We start from the raw sequence: 19915 nt of genomic DNA, 5'->3' as shown, positions 1-19915 counted from the left end.
GCCGCATCCGCCGCCAGTTTCTATTGTCTTTCCGTCAGAATAGCCCTTTTGGGGCAAATATTGGAGACCGGCGTGGCCGTCATCGTACCTTTCGAAACTCCCGGCGCGTCGATCGAAGAGCTGGTTGCCCTTGTCGCCCCTGACATGGAGCGCGTCAACGCCACGATCCTGTCGCGGACCGGTTCGGACGTGACCATGATCCCGGAGGTCGCCAACCATCTGATCTCCTCGGGGGGCAAGCGCCTGCGGCCGATGCTGACGCTCGCCATGGCCAACCTCGCCGGCTACACCGGCGACGGCCACATCAAGCTCGCTGCCTCCGTCGAGTTCATGCATACCGCCACGCTGCTGCACGACGACGTCGTGGACGAGAGCGAGATGCGCCGCGGCAAGCTTTCGGCCCGCATGCTCTGGGGCAATGAGGCGAGCGTGCTGGTCGGCGACTTCCTGCTCGGCCAGGCGTTCCGCATGATGGTCGAGGTCGGCTCGCTGCGCGCACTCGACATCCTCTCCGCGGCGGCCGCCACCATCGCCGAGGGCGAGGTGATGCAGCTTGCGGCCGCCAAGAACACCGCGACCACCGAGGACGAATATCTCGCCGTGATCCGCGGCAAGACCGCCGAGCTATTCGCGGCGGCCTGCGAGGTCGGCCCCGTCATCGCCAACCGCCCGAAGGCCGAGCAGACCGCCTGCCGCTCGGTCGGCATGAATCTCGGCATCGCCTTCCAGCTCGTCGACGACGTGCTCGACTATGGCGGCAAGAGCGCCAAGCTCGGCAAGAACACCGGCGACGATTTCCGCGAGGGCAAGATCACGCTGCCCGTCGTGCTCGCGTTCCGCCGCGGCAACGACACCGAGCGCGCCTTCTGGATCCGGGCGCTGGAGCGCGGCGAGATCGGCGACAGCGATCTCGATCACGCCATCGGGCTCATGAACAAGCATCGCGCGCTGGAAGACACGCTGAGCCGCGCCCAGCACTACGGCGCGATGGCCGTCGACGCACTGGCACTGTTCCCGTCCTCGCCGATGAAGAGCGCGCTGGAGCAGGTGGTGGCGTTCTGTCTGGCACGGTCGCATTAGGCGGCGGCTGACGCTCTTTCTGGATTGGGCGCTGTTCGAGTGTGCGCGCAACTCTCTCCCCGTCATTGCGAGCGCAGCGAAGCAATCCAGAATCCCTCTGCGGAAACAGCCTGGATTGCTTCGCTGCGCTTCCAACGACCGAGCAAGATGCCCCACTTCTTCTCATGTCCCGGACGCGCTGCAGCGTGAATCGCTGCTGCGCAGAGCCGGGACCCAGGCGACACCCCGAGATCAGCAATATGGGCCCCGGCTCTGTAGCGCACCGCTGAAGAAGCGTTGCGCTACGTCCGGGGCACGACAGCGTCTCAGCTTCGGTCTCGCCCGCCTAGTCACTTGCATTTTGCAAGTTACTTACCTACTTTCTGCCCATGCAACCCAAATCACCTTCCATCCAGGAATGCCCGGTCGGCCGCGCCGTGGAGACGGTCGGCGAATGGTGGAGCATTCTGATCCTGCGCGATGCGTTTCAGGGTGCGACGAAATTCGACGAATTCTCGCAAAGCCTCGGCATTGCGCCGAACATCTTGTCGCGACGGCTCGCCCATCTCACCGCATCAGGCATGTTCGTCCGGCGCCGCTATCACGAACGGCCGCCGCGCTACGAATATGTGCTGACGGACAAGGCGCGCGATTTCTTCCCCGTGGTCGCGGCGCTGCTGGCCTGGGGCAACAGGCATCTCGCGCCAAAGGGCGAATCCATTCTGCTGGCGAACCGCAAAGATAGTCGTCCGTTCGATCCGGTCGTGGTCGATGCCACCGACATGCAACCGATCACACTCGCCAATGCGGTCGTCATCGCAGGCCCCCGTGCGAGCCGCGGGATGCGCACACGACTCGCTTCGCTCAGGGCAATGAACCCGGCCGTCGCGCCGGCTGGAGACTGACATGCGTCGTATCGTCGTGACGGGAATGGGCGCAGTGTCGCCGCTCGGCTGCGGTGTCGAATTATCCTGGCGCCGACTGCTCGCCGGCCAAAGCGGGTTGCGCCCGCTCCCGGAGTGGTCGCAGGCGCTGCCCGCGCGCATTGCCGGGCTCGTGCCCGACAAGGCCGATGACGCCGACGGCGGCTTCGATCCTGCACAGGCGGCCGCGCCAAAAGACCAGCGCAAGATGGACCGCTTCATCCTGTTCGCGCTGCTCGCCACGGCAGAAGCCGTCGCACAGGCGAAATGGACGCCGCAGGATGCGGCCGCGCTTGAACGGACCGCGACGATCATGGCCTCCGGCGTCGGCGGCTTCCCGGCCATGGCGGAGGCGGTGCGCATCACCGAGCAGCGCGGCGTGCGCCGGCTGTCGCCGTTCACGATCCCCTCGTTCCTGGCCAACCTCGCCGCCGGCCACGTCTCGATCAAATACGGCTACAAGGGTGCGCTCGGCACGCCGGTCACCGCCTGCGCCGCCGGCGTGCAGGCGATCGGCGATGCCACGCGCATGATCCGATCAGGCGAGGTCGATGTCGCGATCTGCGGCGGTGCAGAGGCCTGCATCGACATCGTCAGCCTCGGCGGCTTCGCCGCGGCCCGCGCGCTGTCGAGCGGCTTCAACGACGAGCCCGCGCGCGCCTCGCGCCCGTTCGATAGGAATCGCGACGGCTTTGTCATGGGCGAAGGCGCCGGCATTCTCGTCATCGAGGAGCTGGAACATGCGCTCGCCCGCGGCGCCACGCCGATCGCGGAGCTCGTCGGCTACGGCACGACGGCCGACGCCTATCACATGACGTCGGGTCCGCCCGACGGCGACGGCGCCCGCCGCGCCATGGAGATCGCGCTTCGGCAGGCGAAGCTTGCTCCGGAAGATTTGCAGCACCTGAATGCCCATGCGACCTCCACGCCGGCGGGCGACGAGAGCGAGCTCGGCGCAATCGCCGCGCTGTTCGGCCGCAACCGCGGCATTGCCGTCAGCGCGACCAAATCGGCCACCGGCCATCTGCTCGGCGCCGCCGGCGGCCTCGAAGCGATCTTCACCGTGCTCGCCTTGCGCGATCAGATCGCGCCGCCGACGCTCAATCTCGAAAACCCCGATGCGGGCGCTGACGGCATCGACATCGTCTCGGGCCACGCGCGGCCGCTGCCGATGCAGCATGCCATCTCCAACGGCTTTGGCTTCGGCGGGGTGAATGCCAGCGTGATCTTCCGCCGCGTGGACTAAACGGGGGCCTTCGAACCAAGGCTTGCAATCGCGGTCCGCTGCGCTACGAAAACAGGATGATCGAAACCAATTTCTGGCTGTTCCTGGCCGCGGCCTGTCTCATTGCTGCCATTCCCGGCCCCGGCATCTTCTACGTCGCGGCACGGACCTTGTCGGACGGGCGCGCCAGCGGCTTTGCCTCGACCGCGGGCACGGCCCTGGGCGGGCTGGTTCATGTGGTCGCCGGCAGCCTCGGCATCTCCGCAATCATCCTTGCGAGCGCCGAATTGTTCGCCGCCGTCAAATTCGTCGGCGCGCTCTATCTGGTCTGGCTCGGTATCAAGACGTTTCGCAGCGCCGGCCGCGCGCTGTCGCTCGAGAGCGACTCTGTCGGCGACAAACGCGCCTTCCGCGACGGCGTGCTGGTCGAGGCGCTGAACCCGAAGACCGCCGCGTTCTTCCTCGCCTTCATTCCGCAGTTCCTCGATCCCGCCGGATCGAGCCCCACGCTGCAATTCATCATGCTCGGTGCGATCTCGGTGGCGTTTAACACGCTCGCCGACATCGTCGTGGTGCTGATGGCCTCCGCGACGCGCACGCAGCTGATCGGACGGCCGCATCTGATGCGGCGTCTCACCCAAGGCTCCGGCGTCTTCATTGCAGGTCTCGGCCTGTCGTTGGCCTTGGCGCGGCGACCGGCAAATGGCTAGCATCCCGCAGGACCGCTTCTATGAATCCCACGGCCTGCGGCTGCATTACGCCGATTGGGGCAATGAGAGCGCGCCGCCTCTCATCCTGGTGCATGGCGGGCGCGACCACTGCCGGAGCTGGGACGTCATCGCCCGGTCGCTGCAGCCGCATTTCCACGTGATCGCACCCGATCTGCGCGGCCACGGCGATTCCGAATGGACCCGGGGCGGCAGCTACGCGCTGACCGAATACGTCTACGACCTCGCCCAGCTCATCCGCGTCGTCGCAGCGCCGGAGGTCACTCTCATCGGCCATTCGATGGGCGGCATGGTGAGCCTGATCTTTTCAGGATCATTCCCTGAAAAGGTCACGAAGCTTGTCGTGCTCGACGGCGTGACCATGCTGCCGGATACGCCGAAGGCCCAAGTGCATGAGCGCATCGGCAAATGGGTCGGCCAGCTCGACAGACTGCATGACCGCACGCCGCGCCGCTACGCGACCCTCGAGGACGCGGCAGCGCAGATGGTGCTTCACAACAAGCGTCTCACCCGTGACCTCGCGCTGCATCTCGCCACTCACGGCGCGCGGCGGAATGAGGACGGTTCCTATAGCTGGAAATTCGATCCCTATCAGCGCGCCTCCGCGCCGCACCGGCTCTGGCCGGACGATCACATCGCGCTGTGGGGCCGCATCGCCTGCCCGACGCTGCTGCTCAACGCCGGCGAGAGCTTTCTCGCCGGTGCCAGGGCGGCGGGCCTCGAGCGGTATTTCCAGCAAGCGCGCGTCGAGACCATCGCCGGCGCCGGACACTGGCTGCAGCATGACAAGCCGCAGGAAGTGCTGGACGAGATCCGGCGGTTTCTTGGGCTGGCTGAGGACGCCGCAGATTTAGTGCAACTGCCGTAGGGTGGCACGCTCCAGCGTCTTCGGCGAAAGACCTAGCTCAACGTCCCCGCATGCACCCACCAGCCGGGATGATCGCGCCGGATCTTTTCGGCGGCGGTATGCGCTTCGTTGGCCGCGCCGTAGATCGCAAAGCACGTCGCGCCCGAGCCGGACATGCGAGCGAGCTTGACGCCGGGGGAGTCGCGCAGGGCTTCCAGCACCTCGCCGATCACGGGCTGGATCCGCAGTGCAGGCGCTTCGAGATCGTTGGGAACGCGTTCGAGAACGTCGATCCAATCGGCAATCGATCCGCCCTCCTCCGGCCAGGCCGGAGCGCGGATGACGTCGGCGACACCGACCAGCAATTGACCGTTGCGCAGGCCCAATTCGCTGAACACGTCCTTGGTGGCAACGGGCACGCGCGGATTGACCATCACGCAAGGCATGCTCGGCAGTGCGAGCGGCAGCAGCTGCTCGCCGACGCCGGTCATGTCGCAGGCACGCGAGGCCAGGCACACCGGCACGTCGGCGCCGGTCGCGAGCGCGACCTTCTGCAGCCGGGGATCATCGAGCGACAGATCGTTGAGGCGCGCCAGGAGCCGCAGCGCAGCCGCAGCGTCGGCCGAGCCGCCACCGATGCCGGCGGCCACCGGCAGCACCTTGTCGAGCGCGAACGCGCCCAGCTTCAGGCCCGGCACCGCCTCGGCGAGCAGCTTGGCGGCCTTGAACACGAGATTGTCGGAGGTATCGCCACAGGCCGCGGCCAGCGGCCCCGTGGTGGTGAGCCTCAGCTCGCCGCCCGGCTCCAGCGTAAGGCGGTCGGCGCAGTCGGCGAACGCAACCACACTTTCGAGATCATGATAGCCGTCGGCACGACGGCCTACGACGCGAAGGCTCAAATTGACCTTCGCGCGCCCTTCTTCAATCAACGCCGGCATCGGCGACACGCCCCCAACTTCGCTTAAGACTAACCGCCCTTGCCGTCGTCCTTCTTCTTCTCCGCCTGCGCAGCCGAAGAGTTCGAATTGTCCTCGGTCAGCCCGTTCGCGATCTTGGCCTCGATCTTCGGCAGTTCTTCCGGCTCGGGCTTGAGATCGCGGGCGTGCGCCCACTGGAATTTGGCTTCCAGCGTGCGGCCGACGCGCCAATAGGCATCGCCCAGATGGTCGTTGATGGTGGGATCCTCGGGCTTGAGGTCGATCGCGCGCTCGAGATTCTTCACCGCTTCCTCGTAATTGCCGATGCGGTAATAGGCCCAGCCGAGCGAGTCGACGATGTAGCCGTCGTCGGGACGCTGCTCGACGGCGCGCTTGATCATCTTCATGCCTTCGTCGAGGTTCACGCCCTGGTCGATCCAGGAATAGCCGAGATAGTTGAGGACGTGAGGCTGGTCGGGCTGCAGCTCGAGCGCCTTCTTCATGTCGGCCTCGGCCTTGGCCCACTGCTTGGAACGCTCCTCGCAGATGCCGCGATAATAATACCAGACGCTGTTGGCCTTGTCGTTGCCGGCCGGCAGCACATCGATGCCTTGCGAATAGGTCGCGCCGCAGTCGCCGAACTTCTTGCGGCCGCGCTCGATATTGCCGAGCGCCATGATGGCTTCGAGGTCCTTGGCATCCTCCGTGGTGACGCCCTTGAGGATCTTGATCGCTTCCTCGGTGCGGTCGGCGGAATCCAGATCGATGGCGAGCTGGATCTGCGCGTTGCGCTTGAGCGGCGAGCTCGACGGCACGCGCTCATAGACCTTGATCGCCATCTGCGGCCGCTTCACCGATTCATAGAGATCGGCGAGCGAGAGCAGCGCCAGCGGATGCGTCGGCTGCAGGTAGAGCGAGAGCTGGAGATAGACCAGCGCCAGATCCTCGCCGCCGCGGCGGGTCAGCGTGGCGCCGATGCCGTAGAGCGCTTCGGCGGCGCCGGCCTGGGCGGAATCGACCAGCGGCGACATCTTCTTGCCGGCCTTGGTCTCGCGCAGGCCTTCCTGGATCAGCGGATGACGCGCCAGCTTCTTGTCGAAGGCCTGATAGACATTGGTCGCGGCGGCGGAGTCCTTGTTGCGCGACAGCCAGCGCGCATAGGCCTCGGTCACGCGCAGCATGGAATCGTCGAGCTTGTAGGCGCGCTCGAAGCGGGTGCCGGCGTCCTTCTCCTTGCCGGAGAGTTCGAGGATCATGCCGGCGTGAAGGTCCTTGAACAGCGGATACCATTCCGGACCTGCCAGCTTGTCGATGGTGGCGACACCGCCCTTGGCATCGCCTGCACCATAGGCGGCCCAGCCCGAGAGCAGCGTGGCAACGAGATCGGTGATCGGACCGCGGATCGACTGGTTGATGTTGGTCTGCGCGGCCGCGTACTTCTTCACCTTGAGATCGTGCACGCCGACGACGAGACGCGCGACGCGGTTGGTCTTGTCGATGGTGAGGACGCGCTCGGCGAGCTTGACCGCCTCCTCGATGTCGCCGTCGGCGACCGACGAAATGAAGGCGCGATCGAGCAGTTCGTTGTTCTTGGGATCGGTGCGCAGGGCGGAGCGGTAGAACGCGGCGGCGGAGGCCGCGTCACGCTCGACGCTGGCGTGGCGGGCGGCGAGATAGCTGCCGGCCCCGGTGAGCGACTTCAGATCGTTTCGGGTCGGAAACTGCGCCGCCGTGTTCTCCGGGTGATCCGGCGTCTGCGCCAGGACCCTGCCCGGGACGGTCGCGATCGCTGTGCCCATGAGGGCGATGGCGGCAACAGTCCAGCGGTTGAAACGATTTGAAAACATCAGGGCTCGCCTTGAGTTGGTAGTGCCTGGGTTTGCAGCAGAGGGCCGTCTCGCATGCGAACGCGGCCGGTGGCATCGGGACCCGGAACCGTCGGGCCGACAATGCCGCTTTTGGCGCTTCGCCGCAAGGATTCGGACCGGACGCCCCCTTCCGCACACCCCAAAACGGCCAGGTCACCGGTCAGGAGCAGCCCCAAGACGCCGCTACTATGGCCTTATCGTGGCCAGGACCAGGGGCCCCGGCCTCCTCCTCACGCGAACGTGCACCGGACCACGTCGTGACCCGATCCGCTTGCCCGGCCGGCCGTTACATCGCCTCGTAGTTCGGACCGCCGCCGCCCTCGGGGGGAACCCAGGTGATGTTACCGTTGGGATCCTTCACGTCGCAGGTTTTGCAATGGACGCAGTTCTGGGCGTTGATCTGGAAACGCGGGCTCGATCCCTCCTCGACCCACTCATAGACGCCGGCGGGACAATAGCGATTCGAAGGACCGGCGAAGACGTCGTGCTCCGAGGTCTTCTGCAGGTTCATGTCCGTGACCTTGAGATGGACCGGCTGGTCCTCCTCATGGTTGGTGTTGGACAGGAACACGGAGGACAGCTTGTCGAACGAGATCTTGCCGTCCGGCTTCGGGTAGTTCTTCGGCGCATGCTGTTTGGCCGGATCGAGCGTAGCGCGATCGGGCTTGGCATGAGACTGGGTACCGAACAGCGAGGCGCCGAACAGCGTGTTGCACCACATGTCGAAGCCGCCGAGCGCGACGCCGAGCACGGTGCCGAACTTCGACCACAGAGGCTTGACGTTGCGCACCAGGAACAGGTCCTTGCCCACCGACGAGGAGCGCCAGGCGTTCTCGTACTCGACAAGTTCGTCATTGGCGCGATCGGCGGCGAGCGCTGCCGCGACGTGCTCGGCTGAGAGCATGCCGGTGCCCATCGCATTGTGCACGCCCTTGATGCGCGGCACGTTGACGAAGCCGGCCGCGCAACCGATCAGCGCGCCGCCGGGGAAGCTGAGTTTCGGCACCGACTGATAGCCGCCCTCGGTGATGGCGCGCGCACCATAAGCGAGCCGCTTGGCGCCTTCGAAGGTGCTGCGGATCGACGGATGCGTCTTGAAGCGCTGGAACTCGTCGAACGGCGACAGATAGGGATCGTCGTAGTTCAGATGCACGACGAAGCCCACGGCAACGAGATTGTCGTCGTAATGATAGAGGAACGAGCCACCGCCGGTCTTCAGGTCGAGCGGCCAGCCGAAAGAATGCTGGATCATCCCTTTCTGATGTTTTGCCGGGTCGATCTGCCAGACTTCCTTGAGGCCGATGCCGAACTTTGCCGGCTCGCTCTTGGCATCCAGCGCGAACTTCGCGATGAGCTGCTTGGTCAAGCTGCCCCGCGCGCCTTCGGCGAACAGCGTGTACTTGCCGAGCAATTCCATGCCACGGGTGAAGGAGTCCTTCGGCTTGCCGTCGCGGCCGATGCCCATATCGCCGGTGGCGATGCCCTTGACCCTGCCCTCCTCGTCATAGAGCACCTCGGCAGCGGCAAAGCCCGGATAGATCTCGACGCCGAGCGCCTCGGCCTTGCGCGCCAGCCAGCGGCAGACATTGCCGAGCGAGCCGATGAAGCAGTGATGATTGTCCATCAGCGGCGGCATCACGAAGTTCGGCAGCTTGATCGCGCCGCCGGCCGTCATCCAATAGAAGCGATCGTCCTTCACCTGCGTCTTCAGCGGGCAGTCGGAATCCTCGCGCCAGTCCGGGATCAGCTTGTCGAGCCCGGCCGGATCGATCACCGCGCCGGAGAGAATATGCGCGCCGACCTCGGAGCCCTTCTCCACCACGACGACGTTGAGATCGGCATTGAGCTGCTTCAGCCGGATCGCGGCCGACAGGCCCGAGGGGCCGGCGCCGACGATGACGACGTCGAATTCCATGGATTCGCGCGGGGGAAGTTCTTCGGTGCTCATCTGATCTCAGCCCTTGAGACGGTCCTCGGTCGTTTGCGCCTCCTTGTTTCCGATTTTTCCGGGTAGGACAACCTCGGAATCGCATTTCGCTGGGATGCAAGGCGGTCTAAGATGAACTAATAGTCTGACTTTCCAGATGATCCCCGAACCCGCACCCACCGTCCGAGAGCTTCTCGCCTTCTATCTGGAGGCCGGCGTCGATTGCGCGCTCGCCGAGGAACCGATCGACCGCCTGGCGGAATTGGATGCCCCACCGCCGGCCCCGCGTGCGGCGCCTTCGGTCGAGGCACCGCGCCCCGTCGCTGCCCCCGCGGTCATGCGCGGCGAGGCCGCCCCTGCCCCCGACATCGCCATCGCCTCCGCGCGCGAGGCGGCGCGCACCGCGCCGACGCTGGAGGCGCTGCGCGAGCTGATGCAGAGCTTCGAGGGCTGCGCGCTGAAGCACACGGCGACGCGGCTGGTGTTCGCCGACGGCAATCCGCAGGCCCGCATCATGTTCGTCGGCGAGGCGCCGGGCCGCGACGAGGACATCGAGGGCCTGCCCTTCGTCGGGCGCAGCGGCAAGCTGCTCGACCTGATGATCGGAGCCATCGGCCTCAACCGCAGCACCGCCTACATCGCCAACGTGATTCCCTGGCGGCCGCCCGGCAATCGCACGCCGACGCCGCAGGAGACGCAGATCTGCCTGCCCTTCATCCAGCGCCAGATCGAGCTGGTGAACCCGGACGTGCTGGTGACGCTCGGCAATCCCTCGACGCAGACGCTGCTCGGAACGCGCGAGGGCATCATGCGCACCCGCGGGCGCTGGTTCGACTACGAGACCGGCCAGCGCACCATCCGCGCGCTGCCGACGTTCCATCCGGCCTATCTGCTGCGCTCGCCGTCGTACAAAAGGCTGGCCTGGCAGGATCTGCGCGCGATCGCGAAGGTGCTGGCGGGGTAGGTAGCCAGCTCTCTCGTGTCCCGGACGCGGTGCGTCACGCAGTGGCGCTCCTCAGAGCCGAGGCACAGACCTACGCTACGTTCCCTTCGGCCGCACGATGGCCCAGCCGATGCGCAGCAGCTGCTGGCGGCCGGTCACCAGCCATTCGAAGGCGCGCGGCACTTCCGGCACGATGCCGGGAAAGCGCTTGAGGATGTCGGGCGGCGGCGTGCCCGCGGTGTCGGAGGCGCGCCAGACCACGACGCCCCCGGTCTCGGCAAATTTCGTCTGATTGATCCATGGCGTGCGCGCAGGGTCGGCGTCGATGAAGAGATGCGGCCGGCCCGAATGCAGCGTGATCAGGCTCGCAAGCTGCGTCTCTCCGGCAACGGCGCGCAGGCGATGGTTGGTGCGGCGGGCGAAGCTGTCGTCGAAGAAATCCGAGATCGCGCGCGCCGGCATCGAGGTCGCAATCTCGTTGGCACCGGTCCAGGGCAGCAACAGGACGGCCAGCACGACGCCGATGGCCGGGGCCACGACGGCCGCGGCCCAGACCGTCCGCAACATTCGCGCACGGCGCATCGCGATGAGATCGCCGGCCGCGACCACCACGGCGAGTCCGGACACGATCAATACGACCCCGGAACCACCGACGACGGAATCGAGCCCGAGCAGGCCGGAGATCATCACCCCGCCGAGCGCCGGCGCCAGCGCGAAGAAATAGACGAAGTTGCGCGCGAGCGGCGCGACCGGCGGACGATAGATGATCGGCGGCTCCTCGCCCTTTGTGGCGAACAATCCGGTGTTGAGGAAGGCGAGCGCCGGAATCGCGGCGGCCCCGAGCACGAGGCCGCCCAGCAGCCAGGCCGCGTGCAGGGCTCGGGCATTCAGCTCCGAGATTTGCGGCAGGGCCGGCATCACAAGCGTCTCGGCGCGCATCAGCCAGACGGCATAGGGCAGCGCCAGCACCGCGACGACGACAAGCGCGAACAGCGGATCGAGCGCGCGCAGCGTCCGGCGGCCGCCTGCGGTCGAGACCGCGAATACGACGAGCAGCAGCAGCAGGAAGATCGCCGCGGGCGTCGTCAGCAGCAACAGACCGGCCTCGATCGACCAGGCGAACCAGGCATTGCCGCGGCGCTGGCCGATGATCTGCCAGGAGTGCAGCAGCAGCAGCGCCCACAGCGGCCGGGCCAGCACGAGGGGGCCGAAGTCGAGCGCCGACGAGGAGAAGGCGAGCACAGTCATGGTCAGGAGCACGGCGAGCACCGCCTGCTGCGAGCCGACCACGGCGCGGGACAGATGATAGAGCGCAATGAACGTCGCGATCTCGCACAGCTGGGCCAGCACATAGACGCCGAACATGTGGCCGCCGGCAGCGCGATAGGCGATGTCGGCGAGCCAGACCGGCAGGGGCGGTCCGAGGTCGGTGCCGACCTGGTATTCGCGTCCGAAAGCCAGCAGCGTCGCCAGCGTGCCCGGCGGGCTGCGGTAGAAAACCAGCGCCACGAACAGCCACATCGCAGCCTGCAGCAGCACGGCGATCCACACGATCAGCCGCGGCCGGGCGCGAATGAGCTCGATGACCAGGGAGGTAAACCGCATGCAACGCCCGAAAGATGCAGCCAACCCGTCCAGCCGGCCCTATTCGCTCACGTCTGTTTTGATAAAGGGCGTCACGCGTTGTGGCAACGACGGTCTGCTCCCTCTCCCCGTTCTTACGCGGAGCGAAAGGCACACGCACAACAGATCGTCGTGCCCGGGCTTAACCGTCCGAAGGACGGCGTCGCTTCGCTCGCCTATGACCCGGCCATCCAGTCTTTCCTGTCGCTCCAGAGAACGCGGATGCCCGGGAATGATGGACAGAGGGCTGGGTTAGGTGCCTAGAGCCCAGCCGATGCGTCGATCTCGACGCTGGCTTCCACCTGCACCTCGACCTCGGTCACCGTAAACAGGTCCTGCCCCGGCTCGACGGTCCACGGCATGTGCTTGGCACGCGCGGCGGCGACGGGAGCGAAGATGCTGCGGTGGTGGATGGTGGGACCGAGGCGATTCAGCGCATCGAGGTGCTCGGGGACGCCGTAACCTTTGTGCTGCTCGAAGCCATAGCCGGGGCAGTCCTGTGCCAGCGCGCACATCAGGCGGTCCCGCGTGACCTTGGCGATGATGGAGGCTGCGGCGATCGACAGCACGATGCCGTCGCCGCCGATCACGGCCTCGCAGTCGCATTGCGTGTCGAGCCGGTCGCGGCCGTCGACGAAGACGTGCCGGGGTGCCTCCGGCAGCGCCACCACAGCGCGCTTCAGCGCCCACAGCGAGGCACGCAGGATGTTGTCGCGGTCGATTCGCGCGGGCGAGGCGACGGCGACCGAGACCTGCGCGGTGGCGCAGATCTTGTCGAACAGCTTTTCGCGCTCCTCGGCCGTCAGGCGCTTGGAATCGTCGATGCCGCGCGGGATGCGGTTGGGGTCGAGAATCACGGCAGCCGCCACCACCGGCCCCGCCAGCGGCCCGCGGCCGGCCTCGTCGCAGCCGGCGACCGGCCACACGCCGCGCTTGATCAGCGCGCGCTCGCGGCGAAAGCTTGGGGTGGTGACGGCAATGATACCCTTCTTGCCGGCGGGAATGGCCGTGGTGACATTTGTCTTGGCCGCAGCCGCTTTTGCCGCCTTGGCAGGGGCTGCGTTCTTTGCAGCAGCCCTCTTCTCAGCGGCCTTCTTTTCAGCAGCCGTCTTGGGCGCGTCTTTGGCCGGCTTCGTCGCGGACTTGTCTCGAATCATGGCCGGGATGGTGCGCAAGCGGCCCGGCCTGCGCAACCGGGAACCCGGCGCAATTCCCGTTATTCAGGCCGCCCTACTCGGCCAGATGCACCCGCCTGTCGTCGCCGACATCGATGCCGGGGGCGACCACGACCTCCCAAAGATGGCCGTCGGGATCGGCGAAATAACCGGAATAGCCGCCGTAATCGGTCTCGTGCGCGGCCTTCACCGGCTTCGCGCCCTTGCCGAGCGCGAAGGCCATCACCGCATCGACCTCCTCACGGGTCCGACAGTTCCATGCGAGCGTCATGCCGCGGAAGGCCTGCGGCCTCGGCTGGTCGGGCAGCGCGGCGTCGGCCGCGAGCTGGTCCCAGCGATACAAGGCGAGCACCGGACCACCGGTCTCGTAGAACGCGACGGCCTCGCCGGTCGCCTTCAGCCGGCGCGAGAAACCGAGCGCGTCGTAAAAAGCGATGCTGGCACGGATGTCGCTGACACCGAGCGTGATGACGGTGAGCCGCGGCACCGGCACGTTGGGTTCCCTGACCATGCTGCGCCTCTTCCACTCCAAGTAAGAAACAGGGGTCAGAACAGGCTGAGCTGATCGCCGTTCCGCTTCGGCCGCGCAAAGTGATCGGTCGTCAGCTTGGAGCGGCGCTTATTCAGCCCAAGCCGCTCGCAGGCGATTTCGAAGCGGCGGCCGATGGTCCAGGCCATCGGTCCCGTGCCCTTCATCCGCTCGCCCCATTTGGCGTCGTAGTCGCGGCCGCCGCGCATGTCGCGGATCAGGGTGAAGACGTGGCGATAGCGGTCCGGATAATTCGCCATCAGCCACTCGCGGAAAAGATCGCGCACCTCCAGCGGCAGCCGCAGCAGCACATAGGAGGCTTCCTTGACGCCGGCATGGGCGGCAGCATCGAGAATGCGCTCGATCTCGGAATCGTTCAGCGCGGGGATCACGGGCGCGACCATCACGGTGGTCGGAATGCCGGCGTCGGCGAGCTGCTTCAGCGCCTCCAGCCGTTTAGGCGGCGTCGCGGCGCGCGGCTCCATGGTGCGCGCCAGTTTCGGATCGAGCGAGGTCACGGAGATCGCGACCTTGGCGAGGTTGCGCTTGGCCATCCGCTGGAGAATATCGATGTCGCGCAGCACCAGCGCCGATTTGGTGACGATGCCGACGGGATGGCCGGCACGCTCCAGCACCTCGAGGATGCCGCGCATGATCTTGTTCTCGCGCTCGATCGGCTGGTAGGGATCGGTGTTGGTGCCGATCGCGATCATCCGCGGCTCGTAGCCGGAGGCGGCGAGCTCCTTCTCGAGCAGCGCAGGTGCCTCGGGTTTTGCGAACAGCTTGGATTCGAAGTCCAGCCCCGGTGACAAGCCGAGATAGGCGTGGGTCGGCCGGGCGAAACAATAGACACAGCCGTGCTCGCAGCCGCGATAGGGATTGATCGAGCGGTCGAAGCCGATATCGGGGGAATCGTTGCGGGTGATCACCTTGCGCGAGGTGTCGATTGCGACCGTGGTCTTGAACGGCGGCAGCTCTTCCAGGCTCTGCCAGCCGTCGTCGAACGCGACGCGCGCCTCGGCCTCAAAGCGGCCGCTGGCATTGGACTGCGCGCCCCGCCCGCGCCGGCGCGCGCGGTCGATGGCGACGCCAAGTTCTGGAAAATCGGCAGGGAAGTCAGAGTCCGCACCCGCCGGCTCGGAGGGCGCCTTGACCGGCGGGTGCTTGAGAGCATGTGAGGATGCTGCTGGACTCATGCAGCTAAGATAGCATGCAAAAGGAACAAATCAAGAACGCAAACGAAAAACCGGAAAACAACCCCATGCAAAGTAACCCGCCCAAATTTCGGGCGCGGTCCTTTGACCTCACGCAACATGGCTGTCGCAACGATCTCGTTTGATGCCGGTCAGGGATCGATCGCGCCGGAACAATGTTGGTGACGATCGCGAGGCTCAGCTCGGCAACAATCGGCAAGAACATGACAAGTCAACAACAATCGGCCACGGCGAGCAATGACCTCGATCTCCTCGATCGCTACTGGCGCGCCGCAAACTACCTCTCCGTCGGGCAAATCTACCTGCTCGACAATCCCCTGCTGCGCGAGCCGTTGCGGGCCGAGCACATCAAGCCGCGCCTGCTCGGCCATTGGGGCACGACGCCCGGCCTGAACTTCATCTATGCCCATCTCAACCGCGTAATCCGCGCGCTCGATCTCAACGTGATCTATGTCTGTGGCCCCGGCCATGGCGGGCCCGGCATGGTCGCCAACACCTATCTGGAAGGCAGCTACAGCGAGATCTATCCCGAGATCGCGCGCGATGCGGACGGATTGCGCAAGCTGTTCAGGCAGTTCTCGTTCCCCGGCGGCATCCCGAGCCATGCAGCGCCCGAAACGCCGGGCTCGATCCACGAAGGCGGCGAGCTCGGCTACGCATTGGTGCACGCCTATGGCGCGGCGCTGGACAATCCCGATTTGGTCGTCGCCTGCGTGGTCGGCGATGGCGAGGCGGAGACCGGCCCGCTCGCGGCGTCATGGCACTCCAACAAGTTCATAAATCCTGCCCATGACGGCGCGGTGCTGCCGATCCTGCATCTCAACGGCTACAAGATCGCCAATCCGACCGTGCTGGGGCGGATGCCGGATGCTGAAATCCGCGATCTCTTCCGCGGGTTCGGACACGAGCCGCTGTTCGTCGAAGGCGACGATCCCAAATTGATGCACCAGGCCATGGCGGACGCGCTCGACGTCGCGCTCGCCAGCATCCGTTCGATCCAGCAGCACGCACGCGACGGCCGCGGCAGCGTCGAGCGGCCGCGCTGGCCGATGATCGTGCTGCGCAGCCCGAAGGGCTGGACCGGGCCGAAAGAGGTCGACGGCAAGAAGGTCGAGGGCTTTTGGCGCGCCCATCAGGTGCCCGTGGCCGGCTGCCGCGAAAATCCGGCGCACCTTAAAGTGCTCGAAGACTGGATGCGCAGCTATGAGCCCGAAAAACTGTTCGACGCGAGCGGCGCCCTCGTTCCCGAGCTTCAGGCGCTCGCGCCCGACGGCAACAGGCGCATGGGCGCCAACCCGCATGCCAATGGCGGCCTTCTGAAGAAAGAGCTGAAGCTGCCGGACTTCCACCGTTTTGCAATCGAGGTGCCGCAGCCCGGCGGCGTCGTGGCCGAAGCGACGCGCGAGCTCGGCAAATTCCTGCGCGATGTCATCCGCCTCAACGCGAAGGAGCGCAACTTCCGCATCGTGGGTCCGGACGAGACCGCGTCAAATCGTCTCGATGCGGTGTTCGAGGCGACCGAACGGGTCTGGATGGAGCCGATCGAACCTTACGACGTTCATCTGGCGCAGGACGGCCGCGTCATGGAGGTGCTGAGCGAGCATCTCTGCCAGGGCTGGCTCGAAGGCTATCTGCTCACGGGCCGGCACGGCTTCTTCTCCTGCTACGAGGCCTTCATCCACATCGTCGATTCCATGTTCAACCAGCATGCCAAGTGGCTGAAGGTCACGCGCGAGTTGCCATGGCGGCGCCCGATCGCCTCGCTCAATTATCTCCTGACCTCGCATGTCTGGCGCCAGGACCATAACGGCTTCAGCCATCAGGACCCCGGCTTCGTCGATCTCGTCGCCAACAAGAAGGCCGATATCGTCCGCATCTACTTCCCGCCCGATGCCAACACGCTGCTGTGGATCGCCGACCACTGCCTGCGCACCTACAACCGCATCAACGTCATCGTCGCCGGCAAGCAGCCGGCGCCGCAATGGCTCTCGATGCAGGACGCCGCCACGCATTGCGACGCCGGCATCGGCATCTGGACCTGGGCGGGGACGGAAGAGCCAACGGGTGAGCCCGACGTGGTGATGGCCTGCGCCGGCGACGTGCCGACGCTGGAGACTCTCGCCGCCGTCGATCTCTTACGCAAGGCGTTGCCGGACCTGAAGATCCGCGTCGTCAACGTCGTCGACCTCATGACGCTGCAGCCGAAGGAGCAGCATCCGCACGGCCTGTCCGACCGCGACTTCGACAGCCTGTTCACGACGAACAAGCCTGTCATCTTCGCCTATCACGGCTATCCCTATCTGATCCATCGGCTGACCTACAACCGCACCAACCATGCCGGCATGCATGTGCGCGGCTTTGCCGAGGAAGGCACTACGACCACGCCGTTCGACATGGTCGTGCTCAACGAGCTCGACCGCTACCACCTCGCGATCGAGGCGATCGAACGCGTGCCCGGACTGGCGGCCAAGGCCGCGCAGGCCAAGCAGCAATTCCGCGACAAGCTGATCGAACATTCTCGCTATGTGCGGGAGCACGGCGAGGACATGCCGGAGATCCAGGGCTGGGTCTGGCCCAACAGCTCCGGCGGCAACACGCCGACTGAGGCCGGCGACTAGCCATGTCGGACACGGTCCTCGTCCTCAATTCGGGATCGTCGAGCATCAAGTTCGGCCTGTTCGACATCGCGGCGGCTGAGCCCGCCCTGCTCTGCAAGGGCCTGTTCGACGAGCACGAGGCAAAACCTCGCCTCGTCGTGAAGAGTCCGGCGGGCGAGGACCTGTTCGCGACACGGAGAGAGGCGCCGGATGCCGACGGCGGCGATCTGTTCGCCGACGTGCTCGCCGTCATCGAGGAGAGGTTCGACAACCACAACCTGCGCGCCGTCGGTCACCGGATCGTCCATGGCGGGTCGGACTATTCAGGCCCGGTCGTACTGACCGACGACGTCACCGCGAAGCTGGACGCGTTGACGCCGCTGGCACCGCTGCACCAGCCGCGGTGCCTTACGCCCGTTCGCGCGCTCGCGGCGATCCGGCCTGCGCTGACGCAGATCGCCTGCTTCGACACCGCCTTCCACCACGGCCTCGCGTCGACCGCGCGCCGCTTTGCGATTCCACGGCGCTATGAGCAGCGCGGCGTCCGGCGCTACGGCTTTCACGGCCTCTCATTCGAATATGTCGCGGGACGCCTTGGCGAGATTGCTCCGGAGCTCATCGCCAAACGCACCGTCATCGCGCATCTCGGCAACGGCGCCAGCCTGTGCGCGTTGCGCCACGGCCGCAGCATCGACACCACGATGGGACTGACGCCGCTCGACGGCCTCGTGATGGGCACCCGCTGCGGCACCATCGATCCCGGCGTGCTGCTCTATCTGCAACAGCACGAGAAGATGTCGGCGGAGGAGATCCAGCACCTGCTCTATCACGAGTCCGGCCTGCTCGGCGTCTCCGGCATCTCGGCGGACATGCGAACGTTGCTGGCGAGCGGCGAGGCCGCCGCGCGTGAAGCTGTCGATTTGTTCGTCTTCCGGGCGGCGCAGCAGGTCGCGATGATGGCCACCACACTCGGCGGCTTGGACTGCCTGGTCTTCACCGGCGGCATCGGCGAGCATGCCAGGGAAATTCGCAGCGCGATCTGCGAGCGCATCGGCTGGCTCGGCGTGCACGTCGATGCTGCAGCGAATGACGCGACGCGCGAGCGGATCAGCGCGGGCGAGAGTGACGTCGAAATGTTCGTCGTTCCAACGAATGAAGAGCTGACGATCGCACGGCACTGCAAGATGGTGCTCGTGGGGTGAATTGCCATCGGCGGCCCTAGCTGCCCTCTCCCACAAGGGGAGTCGGCACAGTCACGCGCAGCCCTCTCGCTGCACTAATGTGTGCCCGACCATATCTGAAAACACCCGATCGCGACCTCGATCACGATCAGCACCACGACCGCGATCTCGAGGCGGAGCGAGCGCTGGGTGTCGATGATGTCGGTCAGGGCGTTGGCGGTCTCCGACACCGCGGTGAGCTTGCGCTCGAGCGTGTCGAGACGCTCCTTGAGTTCGTACTCGTCCTCGAGACGGGAGTAGAGCCGGTCGAGCTCGGGCTTCTCCCAGAGCACGTCGGGCTTCTCGGCGATCGCGACGCGGCCGGCGACGCGCTGCTGCACCAGCAATGCGTTGCCGATCAGTTGCAGAATGGCCCTGCGCCGGCTCGGCGTGCGGCCGTGTTCCGCGAGCTCGCGCGCAAAAGGTTCGATCACGTCGAAGACCGCCGCGACGCGGCGCTCGTCGCGCGCCAGCGACGTGCTCTTGGCGAGCGCATCCGCGACCAGCAGCAGCCGGTCGTCGGAGAATTTGGCAAGGCAGATCGGTCCGCCCGGCTGGATCGCCTCGGCGGCCTCATCGTTGCAGAGCTGCGCCTGCGCGATCTCCTCCTCGTAGGGGCTGAGCTCTCCGGTCACGCGTGACTTCAAATTGTCGATGAGAACCTTCTCTTCCGAAGCGAGCAGACCGATCAGCACCACGACGCCGTAGCGGAAGATCACGGCAAGACCGGCATGGACGCGGAAGGCCGCCGGGGTGGACGAGACCAGCGTCCCGATCTCCAGGCCGGACGCATTGATGCGGTCGCCCAGCATCAGTGCCCGGATCCGCAAGCTCGGCGCAGCCTCCTGCTTCGGCGATGTTGGCGCCGTGCCAACGGGAAGTTGATCGGCGTTCATATGCGGCCTCCGCCGGCACCAACGTCACACATTTTCCTGCTCGGGTCTTTCTCGCAAGGCGCATCGCCTTCGACGTTGTTGTCCCGCGTTGCGCAGCGTCGCCGTAAAATTACGGTGAATGCCGCTGGAATGAGCTCGTGCCGAAACATTCGACAATATTGCCGGCGTCGCCGTGACACATTTGGCTCCGATAACCGGCTGCGGTTTACCATCCACGCCGAAGC

The 19915-nt window shown here is 66.0% G+C and carries 16 protein-coding genes; 8 read left to right on the top strand and 8 right to left on the bottom strand.

Features of this window, described 5'->3' with window-relative positions:
* The first annotated feature begins 72 nt into the window (after positions 1-72).
* From ML401_RS08925 to ML401_RS08905, 5 genes are all read left to right on the top strand, one after another.
* Positions 73-1080, top strand: coding sequence for a polyprenyl synthetase family protein (locus ML401_RS08925; RefSeq protein WP_026202916.1), 1008 nt, complete (start codon positions 73-75; stop codon positions 1078-1080).
* Between the two features lie 368 nt (positions 1081-1448).
* Positions 1449-1964 (top strand): helix-turn-helix domain-containing protein, encoded by a 516-nt coding sequence (locus tag ML401_RS08920; protein WP_211419424.1) that lies wholly within the window; start codon positions 1449-1451, stop codon positions 1962-1964.
* A gap of 1 nt (position 1965) precedes the next feature.
* A complete protein-coding gene (fabF, locus tag ML401_RS08915) occupies positions 1966-3228 on the top strand; it encodes a beta-ketoacyl-ACP synthase II (RefSeq protein ID WP_285811475.1) in 1263 nt (420 codons plus the stop codon).
* A gap of 56 nt (positions 3229-3284) precedes the next feature.
* Positions 3285-3917 carry a LysE family translocator gene (locus ML401_RS08910; protein ID WP_285811473.1) on the top strand — a complete coding sequence of 211 codons (633 nt, stop codon included), beginning with the start codon at positions 3285-3287 and terminating at the stop codon, positions 3915-3917.
* Entirely contained in the window at positions 3910-4803 is an 894-nt protein-coding gene (locus tag ML401_RS08905; RefSeq protein WP_285811471.1) for an alpha/beta fold hydrolase, read from the top strand. Before ML401_RS08910 ends, ML401_RS08905 begins: the two co-directional genes overlap by 8 nt.
* A 32-nt stretch (positions 4804-4835) precedes the next feature.
* Here ML401_RS08905 and ML401_RS08900 read toward each other — a convergent pair whose 3' ends face one another.
* From ML401_RS08900 to ML401_RS08890, 3 genes are all read right to left on the bottom strand, one after another.
* Positions 4836-5720 carry a 4-(cytidine 5'-diphospho)-2-C-methyl-D-erythritol kinase gene (locus ML401_RS08900; protein WP_194406635.1) on the bottom strand — a complete coding sequence of 295 codons (885 nt, stop codon included), beginning with the start codon at positions 5718-5720 and terminating at the stop codon, positions 4836-4838.
* Between the two features lie 29 nt (positions 5721-5749).
* Positions 5750-7546, bottom strand: a complete 1797-nt coding sequence (locus ML401_RS08895; RefSeq protein WP_211419429.1) for a tetratricopeptide repeat protein — start codon at positions 7544-7546, stop codon at positions 5750-5752.
* 307 nt (positions 7547-7853) lie between these two features.
* Complete coding sequence (locus tag ML401_RS08890; RefSeq protein ID WP_285811468.1) at positions 7854-9515, bottom strand: electron transfer flavoprotein-ubiquinone oxidoreductase; 1662 nt, start codon at positions 9513-9515, stop codon at positions 7854-7856.
* 136 nt (positions 9516-9651) lie between these two features.
* Between ML401_RS08890 and ML401_RS08885 the strand changes: the two genes are divergently transcribed.
* On the top strand, positions 9652-10458 hold the full coding sequence (locus ML401_RS08885; RefSeq protein ID WP_259204656.1) for a uracil-DNA glycosylase family protein: 807 nt from the start codon (positions 9652-9654) through the stop codon (positions 10456-10458).
* A gap of 75 nt (positions 10459-10533) precedes the next feature.
* Here ML401_RS08885 and ML401_RS08880 read toward each other — a convergent pair whose 3' ends face one another.
* The 4 genes from ML401_RS08880 to ML401_RS08865 form a co-directional block, all read right to left on the bottom strand.
* Positions 10534-12042, bottom strand: a complete 1509-nt coding sequence (locus tag ML401_RS08880) for a glycosyltransferase family 39 protein (protein ID WP_285811464.1) — start codon at positions 12040-12042, stop codon at positions 10534-10536.
* Positions 12043-12320: 278 nt separating this feature from the next.
* Entirely contained in the window at positions 12321-13217 is an 897-nt protein-coding gene (locus tag ML401_RS08875; RefSeq protein WP_285811462.1) for a ribonuclease HII, read from the bottom strand.
* A gap of 73 nt (positions 13218-13290) precedes the next feature.
* The gene (locus tag ML401_RS08870; protein ID WP_212065578.1) at positions 13291-13746 is read right to left on the bottom strand and encodes a VOC family protein; all 456 of its coding nucleotides are present in this window, start codon (positions 13744-13746) and stop codon (positions 13291-13293) included.
* A 35-nt stretch (positions 13747-13781) separates the two neighbouring features.
* Positions 13782-14960 (bottom strand): PA0069 family radical SAM protein, encoded by a 1179-nt coding sequence (locus ML401_RS08865; protein WP_211419435.1) that lies wholly within the window; start codon positions 14958-14960, stop codon positions 13782-13784.
* Positions 14961-15181: 221 nt separating this feature from the next.
* Here ML401_RS08865 and ML401_RS08860 point away from each other — a divergent pair, with 221 nt between their 5' ends.
* Both ML401_RS08860 and ML401_RS08855 read left to right on the top strand, forming a co-directional pair.
* Positions 15182-17596 (top strand): phosphoketolase, encoded by a 2415-nt coding sequence (locus tag ML401_RS08860; RefSeq protein WP_285811458.1) that lies wholly within the window; start codon positions 15182-15184, stop codon positions 17594-17596.
* 2 nt (positions 17597-17598) lie between these two features.
* Positions 17599-18777 carry an acetate/propionate family kinase gene (locus ML401_RS08855; protein WP_285811457.1) on the top strand — a complete coding sequence of 393 codons (1179 nt, stop codon included), beginning with the start codon at positions 17599-17601 and terminating at the stop codon, positions 18775-18777.
* A 74-nt stretch (positions 18778-18851) separates the two neighbouring features.
* Here the strand turns inward: ML401_RS08855 and ML401_RS08850 are convergent, their stop codons facing one another.
* The gene (locus ML401_RS08850) at positions 18852-19691 is read right to left on the bottom strand and encodes an RMD1 family protein (protein WP_285811456.1); all 840 of its coding nucleotides are present in this window, start codon (positions 19689-19691) and stop codon (positions 18852-18854) included.
* Between the last annotated feature and the right edge of the window lie 224 nt (positions 19692-19915).

Origin of the sequence: Bradyrhizobium sp. 62B (assembly GCF_030272265.2) — a bacterium.
In the GTDB taxonomy this organism is placed as follows: domain Bacteria; phylum Pseudomonadota; class Alphaproteobacteria; order Rhizobiales; family Xanthobacteraceae; genus Bradyrhizobium.
This window is presented reverse-complemented; position numbering and strand designations above follow the sequence as displayed.

What these genes read in the sequence shown, in the direction of transcription:
- ML401_RS08920 (WP_211419424.1), top strand. Translation starts at nt 1,449, where the DNA reads ATGCAACCCAAATCACCTTCCATCCAGGAATGCCCGGTCGGCCGCGCC.
- ML401_RS08860 (WP_285811458.1), top strand. Translation starts at nt 15,182, where the DNA reads ATGACAAGTCAACAACAATCGGCCACGGCGAGCAATGACCTCGATCTC.
- ML401_RS08900 (WP_194406635.1), bottom strand. Translation starts at nt 5,720, where the DNA reads ATGCCGGCGTTGATTGAAGAAGGGCGCGCGAAGGTCAATTTGAGCCTT.
- ML401_RS08865 (WP_211419435.1), bottom strand. Translation starts at nt 14,960, where the DNA reads ATGAGTCCAGCAGCATCCTCACATGCTCTCAAGCACCCGCCGGTCAAG.
- ML401_RS08910 (WP_285811473.1), top strand. Translation starts at nt 3,285, where the DNA reads ATGATCGAAACCAATTTCTGGCTGTTCCTGGCCGCGGCCTGTCTCATT.
- ML401_RS08885 (WP_259204656.1), top strand. Translation starts at nt 9,652, where the DNA reads ATGATCCCCGAACCCGCACCCACCGTCCGAGAGCTTCTCGCCTTCTAT.
- ML401_RS08875 (WP_285811462.1), bottom strand. Translation starts at nt 13,217, where the DNA reads ATGATTCGAGACAAGTCCGCGACGAAGCCGGCCAAAGACGCGCCCAAG.
- ML401_RS08895 (WP_211419429.1), bottom strand. Translation starts at nt 7,546, where the DNA reads ATGTTTTCAAATCGTTTCAACCGCTGGACTGTTGCCGCCATCGCCCTC.
- fabF (WP_285811475.1), top strand. Translation starts at nt 1,966, where the DNA reads ATGCGTCGTATCGTCGTGACGGGAATGGGCGCAGTGTCGCCGCTCGGC.
- ML401_RS08890 (WP_285811468.1), bottom strand. Translation starts at nt 9,515, where the DNA reads ATGAGCACCGAAGAACTTCCCCCGCGCGAATCCATGGAATTCGACGTC.
- ML401_RS08870 (WP_212065578.1), bottom strand. Translation starts at nt 13,746, where the DNA reads ATGGTCAGGGAACCCAACGTGCCGGTGCCGCGGCTCACCGTCATCACG.
- ML401_RS08905 (WP_285811471.1), top strand. Translation starts at nt 3,910, where the DNA reads ATGGCTAGCATCCCGCAGGACCGCTTCTATGAATCCCACGGCCTGCGG.
- ML401_RS08880 (WP_285811464.1), bottom strand. Translation starts at nt 12,042, where the DNA reads ATGCGGTTTACCTCCCTGGTCATCGAGCTCATTCGCGCCCGGCCGCGG.
- ML401_RS08855 (WP_285811457.1), top strand. Translation starts at nt 17,599, where the DNA reads ATGTCGGACACGGTCCTCGTCCTCAATTCGGGATCGTCGAGCATCAAG.
- ML401_RS08850 (WP_285811456.1), bottom strand. Translation starts at nt 19,691, where the DNA reads ATGAACGCCGATCAACTTCCCGTTGGCACGGCGCCAACATCGCCGAAG.